This window comes from Kitasatospora sp. NPDC088742, assembly GCF_055584905.1.
Genome location: NZ_JBVJLD010000003.1, coordinates 1 through 14,859, shown reverse-complemented (window position 1 = coordinate 14,859; position 14,859 = coordinate 1). Strand labels below are relative to the sequence as shown.

Below are 14,859 nucleotides of genomic sequence, written 5' to 3'. Positions count from 1 at the left end.
GGCGGAAGTGTCGGGGGTGGTTTCCATCGGGATCCTCGCTGGGGCGTCGGAGGTGCGGGGGTGGGTGGGGCGCCGTCCGTGCACGGCGCCCCACCCCGGGTGCGGGCGGTGCTTCGGGACCCGAGGGTCCGTCAGCAGTCGCCGCCGCCCGCGCCCTTCCCGGCGGTGTCCCCGTTGGCCAGGTTGATCGCCAGGTTCGGCAGGGTGATGGCGCCGCCGATGGTGGCGCCGTTGGCGTTGGCCTTGAGGCCGAGGATGTCGGTCTGGCCGCCGGTGGCGTCCAGGCCGAACTGGCCCGCGGTGCCGTCGGTGATGCCGGTGCCCTTGATGTTGGCGCTGTCGGCCGCCGCACCGATCTGGTTCGGGGTGGTGGCGGTCGCGTTCAGGGTCGCGGTGGCGCCCTTCACCGACTGGGCGTCCAGGATCAGGTTGTTCGCCTGGATGCCCTGCCCGGCGGCGAGTTGGGCGGTGGTGAGGGGGGTGGCCGCGGCCGGTGAGGAGATGTTCATCGACCAGGTGCCGACCGTGCCGACGACCGGCAGGTTGACCGTCTGGACGGCGTGGATGCAGATCCCGTCCAGGCCCGCCTTGGGCAGACCGACCTCGGCCGCGGCGGTGGGGCTGCCGGCGGTCACGGTGGTCAGGACCGCACCGAGACCCTTGGAGGCCGCGACGGTGTTCGAGGACAGGGTGAACGGAACGCTGGTGAGCGAGAGGTTCGCGGCGAGCACGCCCTGGACCATCGCCAGCGTCATCGCGCCGATGACGGCCGTGGCCGGCACCGCGACCAGCGCGGACCTGCGCCAGCGCGTGACACCTCTGGATTCTTCCTGCATGGGGTCTCCATCCGTCGTCCCGCGCGGCTGAGGGGGTGCGCGGGTACCTGAAGGCGCGGCCGGCTCCGGGAGCGCCCATCCCGACACCCCCGGAGCGCTTTACATATTTCGGCTGCGTGTCCAGAAAGTAAGCAGGAGGTGAGTAGGTGTCAATAGCGTTGGCACAAGCCGGTACAGGCGTCTGCTCAGCTGACCTGCGGCGTGGCTATAGTCGGCGGATGGCATGGATCAGGGAGACCGTCAGGTCACTGCTGCGGGACCGGCTGCTCGACACCGCCCGGGACCTGGTCACCGCCGACGGCTTCGACCGGCTGCGGATGACCCAGGTCGCCGCCGTCGCGGGAGTCAGCCGGCAGACCGTCTACAACGAGTTCGGCTCCAAGGACGCGCTCGGCGAGGCGCTCTTCGGCCGCGAACTCGAGCTCTGCCTCCGCGGCATCGAGCAGCAGCTCCACGAGCACCCCGAGGACCCGCGGGCCGCCGCCGAGGCCGCCGCCCTCTTCACCCTCCGGCTCGCCGGGCGCAACCCCCTGGTCAAGGCGATGCTCACCACCACCCGGGACGGCGAGGACGGCCTGCTGTCCTACCTCACCACCCGCGCCGAGTCGGCCTTCACCATCGCCACCGCGATGCTCGACGGCTACGCCGCCACCGCGTGGCCCACGATCGACCCCGACTCGCGGGAGCTCGCCGTCGACTCCGCCGTCCGGCTGACCGCCAGTCACATCGTCCAGGGCGCGGGCGACCCCGCCGCCTCCGCGCGCCGGATCGCCGAGGTCTTCGTCCGCGTCGCGCAGGCCTGAGGACCTTCCCGGGCGTCAGTCCGTCGGCGCCGGGACCTCGGTGAGGGTCGGCGCGGTGTCCAGGGTGCCGAACGCGGCCGGGGGCCAGACCCGCAGGCCGACCCGGCCCGCGACGGTCGCGAGGTCTCCCCAGCCGAAGGTGCGCGAGTCCTCCGAGCCGTCCGGGTTGTCGCCGAGGAAGAACACCCGGCCCGGCGGGACCGTCCGCACGCTCGGAGCCGCCGTCCGGGAGCCGTCCGGCGTGCAGCAGCTGACGGTCCGGTGGGCCTGGGCCTGCCACGCGGGCAGGGCGACGCGGAACCACGGGCCGCCGCCGCCCGGCTGCACCAGCACGGCGAACGGGTCCTGCGGCGTCGAGGAGATCTCCACCCGGTCACCGGGCAGGCCAATCACCCGCTTGACGATCACCTCGTCCCGGCCCGGACGCTTCAGCAGCACCACGTCCAGCCGGCGCACCGACGCCCCGTCACTGCCGGGCACCGTCAGCAAACGCTGGCCGTCGGCGAGCGTGGGCCGCATGCTCGAACCGTCCACCCGCACGGCGAGCGCGGCCACCGCCACCGCGGCGAGCACGGCCACCACGGCCACGCCGGTCAGCCCGCCGAGCAGCACCCGGGCGGTCCGCCGCCGGGGCCGGTCGGCGGCCACGTCGAGGTCAACGTCCGTGACGGGCTGGGCAGTCGGCATCGGGCACTCCTGACCGGGAGGGGGCCGGTGCACGGTGTGGATGCGATCCGGTGCGACGGGACGGTAGCGGTGCGACCGCCCGTTCCGGAAGACCCGGGCCGTTCCCCGCTCAGGGGCGGCGGTCGAGGGCCGCCCGGATCGCCCGCCAGCGTTCGGGGTCGTCGAGCGCCACCGCGACCAGCTGGTACGCGCTGCGCTCGCACAGCTCGGCGAGCTGATCGGCGGTCAGCTCCGCGCCGTCCAGCCAGCCGACCAACAGCTCCTCCATGTACGCCAGCCAGCCGTGGACGGTGGCGGTGACGGCGGGGGTACGGGGCGTCCCCGCCGCCACCAGCGCCGCCGTGATCCACTCCGCGAACCGCGCCCGGAGGTCGCGGTGGAGGGTCGCCATGGTGCCGGTGCCGCCCCGCTCCACCTGCCGGACCACCGCCAGGTAGAGCGAGGGGTGACGGCCCACGAAGGCGATGAACGTCTCGATGCCGCCGCGCAGTTGCTGCGCGCCACTGAGCGTCGGATCGGGTGCGACCTGGCCGAGCAGCTCCTCCGCCACCAACTGCACCACGGCCGACCGGAATCCGCGCTGGGAGCCGAAGTAGTGGAACAGCAGGCCCGGCGACACCCCCGCCGAGCGGGCCGCCGACTCCACCGACAGCGTCTCCAGGCCGTCGGAGTGCACCAACTCCCGGGCGGAGTCCAGGATCTGGCGGCGGCGCTGGTCCGCCGAGAGCCGCCGTCCGGCGCGGGGTGGGGGAAGCATCTGCGCATCCTATTGACTTCACCGCGCGCGTGGCTACTTTTGAGTACTACTCAACAAGCTCCGTCCGGCCGACCCGCGAGGCGAGGTACCGCCATGCCCAGCAGCCCCCTCCGGTCGCCCGGCACGGCCCCGGGCCGCCTGCGACGGCCGGCCCTCCCGTACGAGGAGTCCGACCTCGACCGCTACCGCGACCTCCAGCAACTCGCCTACCGGGTGGCCGAACGGGCCGCCGGGCAGCTGCGGGCCGGCATGCGGGAGGGCGACGCGGCCGAGTGGCTGCGGCAGTCCCTGCGGGCGGCCGGCCTCGGCGCCTTCGCCCGGCGGCCGGGTGCCCGCTTCGGCCGGCGGACGGCTACGGCGGGCGGCCGGCTGCTGGCCCGGCTACGCGAGCCCGAACGCCTCCGGGACGGCATGCCCTACCTGCTGGACGCGGCCGTCACCGCGCACGGCTGCACCGTCGGCATCGCCCTGGCCGGGCGGCTCGGCCGCAATCCCGTCTGGGACACCCTCCGCGCCGACCTCCCCGCCTACCGTGACCTGGTGCTCCGTGAAGTCCGGCTCGGCAGCCCGCTGTTCCGGCTCGGCCGGGCCGTCGACGCGCTCGCCTCCCGGCACGGCTACGCCACCCCCGACCGGGCCCTGCCCGGCGGCGTGATCGCGCACCCGGCGCAGCCCCTCCCCGACGCGCGCTCCCTGCCGCCCGGCCTGTGGTCCGTCGCTCCCAGGGTCGCCTTCCGCGGCGTCGGCGTCGCCTTCGAGGAACTGCTGGTGGTCACCGAGGACGCCGCCTGCTGGCTCGACGACGACCTCCCGCACGTCCTCCCGCGGCTCTGCCCCCCATCCTGACGGAGCGCCAACCACAGGGCACGGAACCGGGGTTACCCGAACGAAACGGTGCGGGCACCACGGACTTCACACGGCGTCCCTAGCCTCACCGGTCATCTGCCACCGACGTCGAGGAGCGGCGATGACCGAGCTCAGCAGCCCACCCGTTCACCCCCCGACCCCGCCGGCGGCGAGTGCGCCGACGCCGGGCCCTCGGCGCTCGTACGCCAAGTCGGCCGCGAACGAGAGCCTTGAGGACTACTCGCTCCGCTACGCCCCGCACTCCTTCCGCCGCTGGTCCCCCGCATCGGTCGCCTCCACCGCCCTGGGCGGGATCGCCTACCTCGCGGACTACGCGATCGGCGCGGGCATCGTCATGTCCTACGGCTTCACCAACGCGCTGGCCTCGATCCTCACCGCCGCGGTGGTGATCTTCCTGACCGCCATCCCGATCGCCCGGGCCTGCGCGGCCAACGGCGTCGACATGGATCTGCTCACCCGGGGTTCCGGCTTCGGCTACTTCGGCTCGACCCTGACCTCACTGGTGTACGCGAGCTTCACCTTCATCTTCTTCGCCCTCGAAGGCTCGATCATGGCGCAGGCCTTCCACGAGGTGCTGCACCTGCCGCTGCCCCTGGGCTACCTGCTGACCACCGTGATCGTCGTCCCGATCGTCTTCAAGGGGATGGCGTGGATCGCCCGGATGCAGTCCTGGACGCAGCCGGTCTGGATCCTCGGCCTGATCGCCCCGTTCGTCGTCCTCGCCGTCGAATCACCGTCCACCTTCCGGGAGTTCACCTCCTTCGGCGGCACCCACGGAGTCGGCTCGGGCTTCACCCTGCTGGGCTTCGGCCTCGGCACCGGAGTCGCCCTGTCGCTGATCGCGCAGATCGGCGAGCAGGCCGACTACCTCCGCTTCATGCCGGCCCGGACGCCCGCCAACGCCCGGCGCTGGGACCTGGCCGTGCTCGCCGCCGGGCCGGGCTGGGTGGTGATCGGCGCCCTGAAGCAACTCGGCGGCGCGCTGCTGGCGTTCGCGGCGCTCGGGGTGGTCGGCGAGGCAAAGGCGCTGGAGCCGATCGCCCCGTACGTGGAGTCGCTGCGGCCGTGGCTGGGCGCCGCCGCGCTACCCGTGGCCGGGCTCTTCGTGGTGATCTCCCAGATCAAGATCAACTCGACCAACGCCTACTCGGGCTCGCTCTCCTGGTCGAACTTCTTCTCCCGGATCACCCACCGCCACCCCGGCCGGGTCTGGTACATCTTCCTCAACTGCGGTGTCGCGCTGCTGCTGATGGAGCTCGACATGTTCAGCGCGCTCGGCTCCCTGCTCGGCTTCTACTCCAACGTCGCCATCGCCTGGATCGGCGCCGTCACCGCCGACCTGGTGATCAACAAGCCGCTGGGCCTGAGCCCGAAGCACATCGAGTTCAAGCGCGCCCATCTGCACCCCGTCAACCCGGCCGGCTTCGGCGCCATGTGCGTGGCCGCCGCCGTCTCCATCGCCGCCTTCTTCGGCCTGTTCGGCGCCTACGCCAAGGCCTTCAGCCCGTTCATCGCACTCGCGCTCGCCATGCTGCTCTGCCCGCTGATCGCCTGGGCCACCAAGGGGCGCTACTACCTCGCCCGCCCCAACCCCGAAGCGGAGATGCTCGATTCGACCGAGACCCGGCAGTGCGTGGTCTGCGAGGGCCACTACGAGATCCCCGACACCGCCTCCTGTCCCTTCCACAGCGGGACCATCTGCTCCCTCTGCTGCAGCCTCGACGCTGACTGCCACGACGTCTGCACCCGCCCCACCACCGGCCCGGTCCTCCTCGGCCTTCCGACCCTGCGGGGCTCCGACAACTCCTAGCGGTGCGGCAGAAGTTCTGACTGCTCCCGACCACACCGTCCGAACCCGCAGACCAGCCGCAGCACCCGGCCCACTCTCGGACCATGACGAACCGCGCCCACCGGCAGGTGGTCAACGGGATCCTGTTCCGGGTCCGCACCGGCGTGCCCTGGCGGGACCTGCCGGAGCGCTACGTTCTTCATCGGGCCTGGTCACCAGGTCACGGGCAGTGACCGCATCCCGTAGATGAACGACTCGGTACGGAACTCGCGCTCGCCGGCCAGCCGCAGCCCCGGCAGCCGGCGGAACAGCGTCTCCAGGGCGATCTGGAGTTCGGCGCGGGCCAGCGGCTGCCCCAGGCACTGGTGCACGCCGAAGCCGAACGCCAGCTGCCGCCGGGCGTCCCTGCCGAGGTCCAGCTCGTCCGTCGCCCGACGGCCGGCACCACCGAACACCGCCTCGTCCCGGTTGGCGGTGGAGAGCAGCGCCATCACGCCCTCCCCGGCCCGGACGGTGACGCCGCCCAGCTCCACGTCCTCCAGCGCCACCCGGGGCAGGCCGGTGTGCACGATGGTCAGCAGCCGCAACAGCTCCTCCACCGCACCCGGCAGGGTGGCCGGATCGGCCAGGGCGGGGATCTGCTCGGGCTGCTCCAGCAGCAGCGCCGTCGACAGCGAGATCATGCTCGCGGTCGTGTCGTGCCCGGCGATCAGCAGCAGCACGCCCATGCCGGCCACGTCGTCCGGGGTCAGGTCGTCCCGCGCCGCGAGTCGGCTGAGGGCATCGTCCTCCGGGTGCGCGCGCTTGCGGTCCGTCAGACCGCGAAGGTAGTCCCGGACCTCTTCCTGGGCCTCCCGGAGCTGCTCCACGGTGACCTCCCGGCTGACCATCGTGCGGCTCAGGCCCTGGAAGCGGCCGTGGTCCTCGTACGGCACGCCGAGCAGCAGGCAGATCGCCAGCGAGGGCACCGGCAGCGCGAAGTCGGTGACCAGGTCGGCCGTGGTTCGGCCCGCGGTCATCCGGTCCAGCACCCCGTCCACGATCCGCTGGATCTCCGGGCGCAGCGCCTCCACCCGCTTGACCAGGAACTCCCCGGTGATCATGCGGCGCTGGCGGGCGTGCTCGGGGTCGTCCAACCGCAGGAAGTCCGGATTGTCGGTGATCAGCTCGCGAGCGCCGGCGATCAGCAGTGGGAAGGTGGGGTGGCGTATGTCGGCACTGAACCGGCGGTCGGACAGCACGGTGCGGACCTCGTCGAAGCCGGTGACCAACCAGCAGAGGTCGCCGTCGGGCAGCTTTGCCCTGGTCACCGGCCCGGTGGCGGCGGCCTCGGGGTACGCGGGCGGCGGGCCGAACGGGCAGGAGCCGGAGTGCGGGGCCGGCAGAGGGAGGACGGGGGTGGTCGGTGCGGTGGTCAAGGCGGGACACTCCTCGCGTCGCGGGTGTTCTCGTGGGGTTCGGGGCCGGGGAAGGTTCCCGGCGCGGCCTGCGGCGGGGGTCCGTCAGGCCCCGGTCCGTGCGGGCTCGTACCCGGTGACGGTGATCGCCCCGCCCGGGCAGAGCTCGGAGGCAAGCCTGACGGCGTCGAACTGCTGTGGCATCAGGACGGTCTGACGGAGCCTCACCAGACCGTCCCGGTCGTCCTGCTCGAAGACCGCGGAGGCGTTCGTCACGCACAGGCCGGAGCTGCAGCAACGGTCCCGGTCGACGCTCACCTTCATGTCGGGCACCTTTCGCCAGGGTGGCGCCGGCTGTCCGGCGGCCACCTCTCGTCGTCACGGTCAACCTAGCCGTCACCGGTCCGTCCACGGCGGCCGGATCGGGAATGGCTGATTCGGCCCCTGTGTGCGAACCCCCCTTGCGGCGCACGGCATTTCAACCCGTGGCACCTCGCCGGACGGGTCGGCGGACCCGGCCGCGCGGACGGCCTCACAAGCCTTCGGCCGTTGCCAACTCCCGTACTACGCCGACTGTTTCGGCCTCGGCGACGCTCTTGTCCGGTCGGTGGCGCACCATCCGGGCGAACCGCAGGGCCACCCGGCGGGGTGGAGGGGAACTGGCCCGCGGGGCAGCAGGGAACTGGGCCGTGAGGTAGCAAAAGACTGCCCCGTGGGGTAGCAGGGAACTGGCCTGTGGGGTAGCAGGGACCGCACCGGAGGCCCTCGATGGCGACCTGAACGAACAGTTCCGGCCGGACCGCAGCCTCCGGGCGCCCCGCCCGGTCCCTCGGGCAACCCATGCGGCCACGGCACTGGGCACTGTCCTGACGATCACGAGCGGAGCCAGATCAGCAGTGCCGGGGCGGCGCGGCTCGAGCCGCTCCCACTGAGCATCTGTCAGATATGTCCCACGGTCCTGTCAACCGCTCAACTGATCGCCAGGAAACGGCCTAGTGCCGGGCACGGCACTAGCCCGCTGAGAGTTCGCGCAGCAGCGTGAAGGCCGGTCCGTCGACCGAGTGTTGGGTGTTGGTCAGGACCACGACGCCGGTGCCGCGCTCCGGGGTGAAGGCGACGAGCGACGAGAAGCCTCCCGTCCCGCCGTTGTGCCAGAGCTCCACCGCTCCGCCCTGCTTGGCGTGCAACTGATGTCCCATCCAACCGAGATGGGCCCAGGCGAAGGGGGTCATCGGGTGGCGGACGCTCCGGGTCAGGGCAATCGCCTCGGACAACCCGCTCTTCTCCGGCTCCAGTTGGGCACCGAGGAAGGCGGCCAGCTCCCCGGCGGTGGCGTGCAGCGCACCCGCACCGGCCAGCGCGGCCAGGTGCCACGGGGCGACCGGACGGCGGCGGCGGTCGTGGCCCTGGACCTGGCGGCGCTCGGGGGCCACCCGTATGCCGGGAAGGCCGAGCGGGCCGGTGACGTGGCGGGCCAGCAGGCCCTCGTAGTCGGTGCCGGTGTGCCGGGTCAGGGCCAGGCCGAGCAGTCCGGCGCCGAGGTTGGAGTAGCGGTGGCGCTTGCCCGGCACCGCGCCCAGCCGGGTCTTCGCCAGGGTGCCGAGCAGGACCGGTTCGGTCAGCCCGGCGTACGGGTCCGGCGTGGACGGGCGGAGCAGCGCGCGCAGCAGCATGCCGTGCGGGAGACGGGGCAGGCCGGAGGTGTGCTGGGCCAGTCGACGGAGCGTCACGGCTTCCCCGTCCCGCGTCAAGTGTGCCGCCTCCGGCAGGAGTTCGGCCAACGGCTGGTCGAGCCCGACCTCGCCGTCCACCACCAACGCGGCCAGCGCCAGTGCGGTGAACACCTTGGTCACCGAGCCGATCTCGAAGACGTCCTCGACCCCCACCGCCCCGGCGGCCCGCACCTCCACCTCCCCGTCGGCCAGCGCCGCCACCACCACGCCCACCCGCTCCCGGGCCAGTCCGTCCGCCGTCCGCTGCGCCAGCGCGCCGAGATCATCCGCCATGCCGCCACGATAACCACAGGCCCGGAACTCCCGTGAGGGCTCCCCCGTTGGGGCGGACAGGAGGGGTGCGTACGATGCGGACGAAGCAGCGGGACCGGGACGTACCGGGGCCCGAGCAGCCGTGGAACGAGATCGTTCCCGGCCTCTGGATGGGCGGCCACGTCTGGCACGACCGGGCCGGGGAGTTACAACCGGCCGTGGTCGGCACCGAGTTCGACCTGGTGGTGAGCCTGTACAGCGCTCCGGGACACGGGCCGGCCGCCGGGGTGGAGCACCTGGTCGTACCGATGCCGGACGGCCCGCTGACGGGCGCTCAACTGCGGGCGGCGGAGCGGATGGCGGGGTCGCTGGCCCGGGCCGTCCGGAGCGGCGGCACCGTGCTGGTGCGGTGCCACTCCGGCTACAACCGCTCGGGCCTGGTCACCGCGCAGGCCCTGGTGGAGCTGGGCCATCGGGTGCCCGACGCGGTCGAGCTGATCCGGCGGCGGCGGTCGCCCTGGGCGCTGCACAACGAGGTGTTCGTGCAGTACCTCACGACCGGCCTCGGGGTGTCCGCACTCCTCAGCGAGCTCGATGCCATCGCCTGAACTCCCCACCCCCGTAGGAGAGATCAGCGACGACCCAAGACCTCGGCGAGGCGGCTGATGCCGTCAGCGCCGTGTCCGAGCGCGATGGTGCGGCGGGTCAGCCCCTCGGCCGCACGCATCACCCCGGACTCGATGCCGTGAGCCTCGGCGGTGTGCACCACGTGGGCCATGGTCGAGACGCCTGAGGTGAGCGGGTTGATGGCGCCCGAGTACGTCCCGCTGTCGAAGTCCTCGGCGAACTCCGCGAACAGCGGCGGCAGGATGGCCCCGATGCCCTGGGCGAACGGTGCCAGCTCCCGCCCGCTGATGCCCTCCGCCTTGGCCAGCGCCAGCGCGTGCACGTAGCCGGCCATCGCGGTCCAGAAGACGTCCAGCAGCGCGATGTCGAAGCCGGCCGCCCGGCCGACGTCCTCGCCGAGGTGGGTGTGGCTTCCGCCGAGCACGGCCAGCACCGGTGCGTACCGCTCGTACAGGGCGGCCGGACCGCTGTGGAGGAGGACCGCCTCCGGCCCGCCGATGCTCGGGGCCGGGGTCATGATGGCGCCGTCCAGGTAGTCGATGCCGTGACCGGCCGCCCAGGCGCCGGTGGAGCGGGCCCGGTCCGGCGAGTCGGCGGTGAGGTTGACCAGGGTGCGGCCCTTGAGTGCGGCCTCGACCTCCGGACGGCGCAGCACGGCGTCCGAGGCGTCGTAGTTGACCACGCAGACGACGGTCAACTCGCTCGCCGCCACTGCCTCTTCGGCCGTCGCGGCGCTCACCGCCCCGGCCGCGACCAGCTCGGCGTCCCGGCCCGGGGTGCGGTTCCAGACCGTGGTGCGGACGCCCGCCGCCACGAAGGCAGCGGCCAGCGCGCGGCCCATCGGCCCGAGGCCGAGCACGGTGACGGTGGGGAGGGTGTGGTTGGTGGACATACTTCGGCTCCTGTAGACATGGTGGTGGACAACAAGGACTCTTGGGGGAAGAGATGACGCGCAGTCAGGCCGTGAACCCGAACGTGTGCGGGGTGACCGCCGCGATCGCCGTGATCGACGGCAAGTGGAAGACGGCCCTGCTCTGGCTGCTGGAGGCCGGCCCGCACCGCCCGGCCGAACTCCGCCGACGGCTGCCCGGCCTGAGCGAGAAGGTCCTCACCCAGGCGCTGCGCGACATGGAGTCCGACGGCCTGGTGCACCGTGAGGTGCACGACGTGCTGCCGCTGAAGACGGTCTACTCGCTGACCGACTTCGGCCGCCGCCTCTCGGTGGCCCTCGGCCCCATCTCCGATCTGGGCCACGAACGCCTCGACCAGCTGGCAGCCCGGCAGGCCGAACGCCCGGCCTCCTGACCTGCTGTCATCTCCCCTCTGCCGACAAGTCTGCGCACTCCGCACGACGCTGCCCAGTACCCACAAAAAAGTGGGTACCGGGCAGCTTCCATCCGATGCCCGCCCGCTGCGGCTGCCCGCGCTACCGGCGGCGGGCGACGGTGACGATCTCCCGGCTGTCAGCGGTGAGCGGGCCGCGGTGCCAGTCGCCGTAACGGGCGTCGACCAGGAGGCCGGCGGCGGCGAGGAAGTCGTCGAGGGCGGGGACGTCGAGGAAGCGCAGGCTGGAACGGTCGGTCCGGAGGACCTGGCCGGATTCGGTGGTGGTCTCGGTGAAGGTGACCACGTCGGCGGTGACGGACTCGACGCGGTGCTCGACCCAGAGGGTGCGGCCGGTGGCGTCGGTGACCTCGGAGCCGTTGGCGGGGTTCCAGCGCTCCCAGGCGCGGGCCTGGGGGTGGCGGGTCTCGAAGACGAAGCGGCCGCCCGGGCGCAGCGCGGTCCGGACGGCGGCCAGGGAGGCGGTCAACTCCTCGTCCGTGACCAGGCACTGGAAGGCGTGGCCGGTCATGGTGGCGAGGTCGAACTCGGCGTCCCAGGCGGACTGCGCGGCCGTGCCCCGGACCCACTCGACGTCGGCGCGGCGGCGGGCCCGGTCCAGCGAGGCGTCGTCCGGGTCGATCCCGGCGAGCCGTCCGGCGTGGCCGCGTTCGCGGGCCCGGTGGAGCATCTGGCCCGTGCCGCAGCCCACGTCCAGCACGGAGGGGGCGGCGGCCACCAGGCCGTCGTAGAAGGCGTCGCCCGGCCAGAGGTCCGGGTCCCACGGGTTCAGCTGGTCATAGAGCGCGGCCGCGTCGGCGTCGGAGAACATCGCGCCAGTATCACCGGCGAACCGGCCCGGCCCAAGCGAATTACCTTGCGCAGCAAAGGCGTTGGACCAGCACAAAGGGTCCGCACCGTCCCGGGACGGTGCGGACCCTTCACGAGGCGTCAGGCGACGGTGACCACGATCTTGCCGCGGGTGTGGCCCTCGGCGTTCAGGCGCTGGGCATCGGCCGCCCGCTCCAGCGGGAAGGTGGCGGCCACCTCGACGGTGAGCAGGCCCTTGTCGGCCAGGTCGGCCAGCTCCGCGAGCCCGGCCCGGTCGGGGCGGACGAAGACGTACCGGCCACCGAGGCCGAGCACCGCGCCGTCGGCGATCGAGGCCAGCCGGCCGCCCTCGGCCAGCAGCGACGGGGAGACGGTCAGGGCCTCGCCGCCGACCAGGTCGAGCACCGCGTCCACACCCGCCGGGGCGAGCGCGCGGACCCGCTCGGCCAGACCCTCGCCGTAGGCGACCGGCTCGGCGCCGAGGCCGCGCAGGAAGTCGTGGTTGCGCTCGCTGGCGGTGCCGATCACCCGGGCCCCCAGCGCGACGGCGATCTGCACGGCCAGCACGCCGACCCCACCGGCGGCGGCGTGCACCAGCACGGTGTCACCCGGGCCCACGGCCAGCGCGTCGGTCAGCGCCTGGTGGGCGGTGAGCCCGGCCAGCGGCAGGCCGGAGGCCTGCTCGAAGCTCAGCGCGGCGGGCTTGTGCGCCAGCGTCCGGACCGGGGCGGCCACGTACTCCGCGAAGGTGCCGCGGCCGACCATGTCCTCCCGGACGTACCCCATCACCTCGTCGCCCACGGCGAACTCGGTCACCCCGACCCCGACCTGCTCCACCACACCCGCCACGTCCCACCCCGGGATGACCGGGAAGACCGCGTCCATCATCCCGTCGAGGTAGCCCGCCTGGATCTTCCAGTCCACCGGGTTCACCGAGGCCGCGCGGACCTTCACGAGCACGGCGTCCGGACCCAGCTTCGGCATCGCGACCTCGCCGTACTCGAGGACGTCGGCTCCGCCGTAGACGCGGTAGGTGATGGCCTTCATGGTGACACTCCTGTGCATAAAGATTTGAGGTACTCGATGTTTCAGTTCCTCAAGTACTTCATCGACCGTAGACCTGAATAGTTGAGCCTGTCAAGTAATCGTCCGGTCGTCAGCGGTAGAGGTCGGGGACGGCCGAGGGGTCGAGGGCGCGGACGGCTGAGCTCCAGGCTTCGGCGAGGGCGGTCTCCAGGGCGCCGTCCCGGTCGGGGTGGAGCGGGGCGCCGAAGTGGACATGGACGCGGGGGCGGCGGAGGGGGGCGGTGGCCCAGCCGGCGAGTTGTTTGGCGGTGCTGCCGGAGGCGACCCGGCGGGCGCCGGCGTGGCCGATCGGGAGCAGGCGGGCGCCGGTGGCCTCGGCGAGGCGGACCGCGCCGGACTTCAGGGGGCGCGGCGGGCGGTCGGCGGAGGCGCGGTAGTGCGGCAGGCCGCCCTCGGGGTAGAGCAGCACGCTGCGGCCGGCCGCGAGCGCGGCTCCGGCGGCGACCAGCGCGTCGGCCGCGCGGGCGGTGCCGCGGTGCACCGGGACGTAGCCCTCCCGGGTGAGGGCCCGGCCCAGCAGGGGGATCTTCCAGAGCCCGGCGGTGGCCAGGACCACCGGCCGGACGCCCAGCCGGCCCAGGACGCCGAGCATCAGCACCGGGTCGGCCAACGAGGTGTGATTGGCCGTCAGGATCAGGCCCCGGCCGCCGCCCGTCTCCAGCTGCTCGGCCCCGCTGACGGTGATCCGCCCCAGCGCCGGGAGCACCGCACCGGCCACCCCCGCCAGCACTCCGCCGCCCTTGGGCCGCGCGGCCCCGTCTTCGCTCATGCGGCCCACGGTAGCGCGGCACGGCCACACCGCCGGACGGTCGCGGAGCTCAGCGGGCGAGCACCGGCCCGGTGCCCGACGGCCCGTACCAGAACCGCGCCAGCGCACCCTCCTTGTACGGAGCCGGGCTGACGCTCAGTTCGCCGGAGAACGGGCGGTCCAGCACCAGGGTGAGCAGCAGGCTGAAGCCGACCAGCGCGGACACCGTGCCGACGAAGAGCAGCTGCATGCGCCGGCTGCGGACCCCGTAGAGGAAGGTCAGCGGGATGATCACCAGCGCTCCGCCGTAGACCAGCACCTGGAGCAGCAGCGGGAGTTGCTGGGTGGCCATGGTGATCCGGGCCCGGCGCTGGGCGACCAGCTCGTTGAGGTTGCCGGCGGCCAGCTCGTAGAAGGTCTGCTGGGTCTCGGTCTGCGGCTCGTAGGCCTGGAGCGCGTCGTAGACCGCGTCCAGGCTCCGGGCGGTGGACTCGTAGTTGGGCACGCCGTCGCGCATCAGCGGCCACTGGACCTCCACCACCGCGTGCAGGTAGCCGCTCATCGCGGCGTTCACCTTGTCCTGCTCCTGCGGCGGCAGGGCTCGGATGTTGCGCACCAGCGAGGCGGCGGCGGTGGACTCGGAGGCGACGATGGTGTTGGTGGTATCCAGCTGGGTCCAGAGGGTGACGATGACGAACGCCAGGATGATGCCGTAGATCGCGCCGAACATGCCGAGCACCACGCCGACCATCTCGTTGTGCTCGCCCTGCACGGTCTGCGGGAACCGACGCCTGGTCAGCAGGGCACCCGCCACGGCCAGCAGGACGATCCCACCGACCATCACCGCGGCGAGCGCCGCCGTGTCCAGCCCGTTCAGCAGCCACAGCTCCACGGCGGCACCCCTCTTCCGGCTCCTCGTCCCCGGGGAGCGTAGGCCATGCACCGAGCGCCCCCGGGCGCCGCTCACCCGCCCGGGTGAACCGTTCACTCCCCCGGGCGGGAAAGCGGCAGTGGGGCGGCCCCCCCCGGGGCGGGGGCGGCCCCCCCGGGGGGGGGGGCGCCCCCCCCCCCCGGGGGGGGGCCCACCAAGAAAATAAAACGGAGGGCGGGGGTAAACAGCCCG

General features: G+C 72.9%; 16 protein-coding genes and 1 pseudogene. 6 read left to right on the top strand and 11 right to left on the bottom strand.

What is annotated here, in order from left to right; translation table 11 throughout:
• Positions 1 to 131: 131 nt before the first annotated feature.
• On the bottom strand, positions 132 to 836 hold the full coding sequence (locus ACZ6ZR_RS04380; RefSeq protein ID WP_465639241.1) for a DUF6230 family protein: 705 nt from the start codon (positions 834 to 836) through the stop codon (positions 132 to 134).
• Positions 837 to 1,054: 218 nt separating this feature from the next.
• Between ACZ6ZR_RS04380 and ACZ6ZR_RS04375 the strand changes: the two genes are divergently transcribed.
• Entirely contained in the window at positions 1,055 to 1,639 is a 585-nt protein-coding gene (locus ACZ6ZR_RS04375; protein ID WP_465639239.1) for a TetR/AcrR family transcriptional regulator, read from the top strand.
• A gap of 15 nt (positions 1,640 to 1,654) precedes the next feature.
• On the opposite strand, the gene lepB is transcribed toward ACZ6ZR_RS04375, so the two are convergent.
• Both lepB and ACZ6ZR_RS04365 read right to left on the bottom strand, forming a co-directional pair.
• The gene (gene lepB, locus ACZ6ZR_RS04370; protein WP_465639238.1) at positions 1,655 to 2,326 is read right to left on the bottom strand and encodes a signal peptidase I; all 672 of its coding nucleotides are present in this window, start codon (positions 2,324 to 2,326) and stop codon (positions 1,655 to 1,657) included.
• 109 nt (positions 2,327 to 2,435) lie between these two features.
• A complete protein-coding gene (locus ACZ6ZR_RS04365) occupies positions 2,436 to 3,083 on the bottom strand; it encodes a TetR/AcrR family transcriptional regulator (RefSeq protein WP_465639236.1) in 648 nt (215 codons plus the stop codon).
• Positions 3,084 to 3,176: 93 nt separating this feature from the next.
• Between ACZ6ZR_RS04365 and ACZ6ZR_RS04360 the strand changes: the two genes are divergently transcribed.
• The 3 genes and pseudogenes from ACZ6ZR_RS04360 to ACZ6ZR_RS04350 all read left to right on the top strand — a co-directional run.
• Positions 3,177 to 3,929, top strand: coding sequence for a M24 family metallopeptidase (locus ACZ6ZR_RS04360; RefSeq protein WP_465639234.1), 753 nt, complete (start codon positions 3,177 to 3,179; stop codon positions 3,927 to 3,929).
• A 121-nt stretch (positions 3,930 to 4,050) separates the two neighbouring features.
• Entirely contained in the window at positions 4,051 to 5,760 is a 1,710-nt protein-coding gene (locus tag ACZ6ZR_RS04355) for a purine-cytosine permease family protein (RefSeq protein ID WP_465639232.1), read from the top strand.
• 83 nt (positions 5,761 to 5,843) lie between these two features.
• A pseudogene (locus ACZ6ZR_RS04350) lies at positions 5,844 to 5,933 on the top strand (transposase); the annotation flags it as partial.
• A gap of 18 nt (positions 5,934 to 5,951) precedes the next feature.
• On the opposite strand, the gene ACZ6ZR_RS04345 reads toward ACZ6ZR_RS04350, so the two are convergent.
• The 3 genes from ACZ6ZR_RS04345 to ACZ6ZR_RS04335 form a co-directional block, all read right to left on the bottom strand.
• Positions 5,952 to 7,157, bottom strand: a complete 1,206-nt coding sequence (locus ACZ6ZR_RS04345; protein WP_465639231.1) for a cytochrome P450 — start codon at positions 7,155 to 7,157, stop codon at positions 5,952 to 5,954.
• An 84-nt stretch (positions 7,158 to 7,241) separates the two neighbouring features.
• Positions 7,242 to 7,460, bottom strand: coding sequence for a ferredoxin (locus ACZ6ZR_RS04340; protein WP_465639229.1), 219 nt, complete (start codon positions 7,458 to 7,460; stop codon positions 7,242 to 7,244).
• Between the two features lie 686 nt (positions 7,461 to 8,146).
• Entirely contained in the window at positions 8,147 to 9,142 is a 996-nt protein-coding gene (locus tag ACZ6ZR_RS04335; RefSeq protein WP_465639227.1) for a serine hydrolase domain-containing protein, read from the bottom strand.
• 74 nt (positions 9,143 to 9,216) lie between these two features.
• Between ACZ6ZR_RS04335 and ACZ6ZR_RS04330 the strand changes: the two genes are divergently transcribed.
• Complete coding sequence (locus ACZ6ZR_RS04330) at positions 9,217 to 9,729, top strand: protein-tyrosine phosphatase family protein (protein WP_465639225.1); 513 nt, start codon at positions 9,217 to 9,219, stop codon at positions 9,727 to 9,729.
• A gap of 23 nt (positions 9,730 to 9,752) precedes the next feature.
• Here the strand turns inward: ACZ6ZR_RS04330 and ACZ6ZR_RS04325 are convergent, their stop codons facing one another.
• Positions 9,753 to 10,640, bottom strand: a complete 888-nt coding sequence (locus ACZ6ZR_RS04325) for an NAD(P)-dependent oxidoreductase (protein WP_465639223.1) — start codon at positions 10,638 to 10,640, stop codon at positions 9,753 to 9,755.
• A gap of 53 nt (positions 10,641 to 10,693) precedes the next feature.
• On the opposite strand from ACZ6ZR_RS04325, the gene ACZ6ZR_RS04320 reads away from it, so the two are divergent.
• Positions 10,694 to 11,053 (top strand): winged helix-turn-helix transcriptional regulator, encoded by a 360-nt coding sequence (locus ACZ6ZR_RS04320; protein WP_465639222.1) that lies wholly within the window; start codon positions 10,694 to 10,696, stop codon positions 11,051 to 11,053.
• A gap of 121 nt (positions 11,054 to 11,174) precedes the next feature.
• Here ACZ6ZR_RS04320 and ACZ6ZR_RS04315 read toward each other — a convergent pair whose 3' ends face one another.
• The 4 genes from ACZ6ZR_RS04315 to ACZ6ZR_RS04300 all read right to left on the bottom strand — a co-directional run bounded on the left by ACZ6ZR_RS04315 (position 11,175) and on the right by ACZ6ZR_RS04300 (position 14,628).
• Positions 11,175 to 11,903, bottom strand: coding sequence for a class I SAM-dependent methyltransferase (locus tag ACZ6ZR_RS04315; RefSeq protein WP_465639220.1), 729 nt, complete (start codon positions 11,901 to 11,903; stop codon positions 11,175 to 11,177).
• A 119-nt stretch (positions 11,904 to 12,022) separates the two neighbouring features.
• On the bottom strand, positions 12,023 to 12,949 hold the full coding sequence (locus tag ACZ6ZR_RS04310; RefSeq protein WP_465639219.1) for an NADP-dependent oxidoreductase: 927 nt from the start codon (positions 12,947 to 12,949) through the stop codon (positions 12,023 to 12,025).
• Between the two features lie 109 nt (positions 12,950 to 13,058).
• Positions 13,059 to 13,757, bottom strand: a complete 699-nt coding sequence (locus tag ACZ6ZR_RS04305) for a lysophospholipid acyltransferase family protein (protein ID WP_465639217.1) — start codon at positions 13,755 to 13,757, stop codon at positions 13,059 to 13,061.
• Positions 13,758 to 13,806: 49 nt separating this feature from the next.
• Positions 13,807 to 14,628: a bestrophin-like domain gene (locus ACZ6ZR_RS04300; protein ID WP_465639215.1), complete on the bottom strand. Its 822-nt coding sequence runs from the start codon at positions 14,626 to 14,628 to the stop codon at positions 13,807 to 13,809.
• Positions 14,629 to 14,859 lie beyond the last annotated feature (231 nt).

Excerpts from the sequence above, each read along its gene's own strand:
- ACZ6ZR_RS04380 (WP_465639241.1), bottom strand. The coding sequence starts at position 836 with ATGCAGGAAGAATCCAGAGGTGTCACGCGCTGGCGCAGGTCCGCGCTG.
- ACZ6ZR_RS04375 (WP_465639239.1), top strand. The coding sequence starts at position 1,055 with ATGGCATGGATCAGGGAGACCGTCAGGTCACTGCTGCGGGACCGGCTG.
- lepB (WP_465639238.1), bottom strand. The coding sequence starts at position 2,326 with ATGCCGACTGCCCAGCCCGTCACGGACGTTGACCTCGACGTGGCCGCC.
- ACZ6ZR_RS04365 (WP_465639236.1), bottom strand. The coding sequence starts at position 3,083 with ATGCTTCCCCCACCCCGCGCCGGACGGCGGCTCTCGGCGGACCAGCGC.
- ACZ6ZR_RS04360 (WP_465639234.1), top strand. The coding sequence starts at position 3,177 with ATGCCCAGCAGCCCCCTCCGGTCGCCCGGCACGGCCCCGGGCCGCCTG.
- ACZ6ZR_RS04355 (WP_465639232.1), top strand. The coding sequence starts at position 4,051 with ATGACCGAGCTCAGCAGCCCACCCGTTCACCCCCCGACCCCGCCGGCG.
- ACZ6ZR_RS04340 (WP_465639229.1), bottom strand. The coding sequence starts at position 7,460 with ATGAAGGTGAGCGTCGACCGGGACCGTTGCTGCAGCTCCGGCCTGTGC.
- ACZ6ZR_RS04335 (WP_465639227.1), bottom strand. The coding sequence starts at position 9,142 with ATGGCGGATGATCTCGGCGCGCTGGCGCAGCGGACGGCGGACGGACTG.
- ACZ6ZR_RS04330 (WP_465639225.1), top strand. The coding sequence starts at position 9,217 with ATGCGGACGAAGCAGCGGGACCGGGACGTACCGGGGCCCGAGCAGCCG.
- ACZ6ZR_RS04325 (WP_465639223.1), bottom strand. The coding sequence starts at position 10,640 with ATGTCCACCAACCACACCCTCCCCACCGTCACCGTGCTCGGCCTCGGG.
- ACZ6ZR_RS04320 (WP_465639222.1), top strand. The coding sequence starts at position 10,694 with ATGACGCGCAGTCAGGCCGTGAACCCGAACGTGTGCGGGGTGACCGCC.
- ACZ6ZR_RS04315 (WP_465639220.1), bottom strand. The coding sequence starts at position 11,903 with ATGTTCTCCGACGCCGACGCGGCCGCGCTCTATGACCAGCTGAACCCG.
- ACZ6ZR_RS04310 (WP_465639219.1), bottom strand. The coding sequence starts at position 12,949 with ATGAAGGCCATCACCTACCGCGTCTACGGCGGAGCCGACGTCCTCGAG.
- ACZ6ZR_RS04305 (WP_465639217.1), bottom strand. The coding sequence starts at position 13,757 with ATGAGCGAAGACGGGGCCGCGCGGCCCAAGGGCGGCGGAGTGCTGGCG.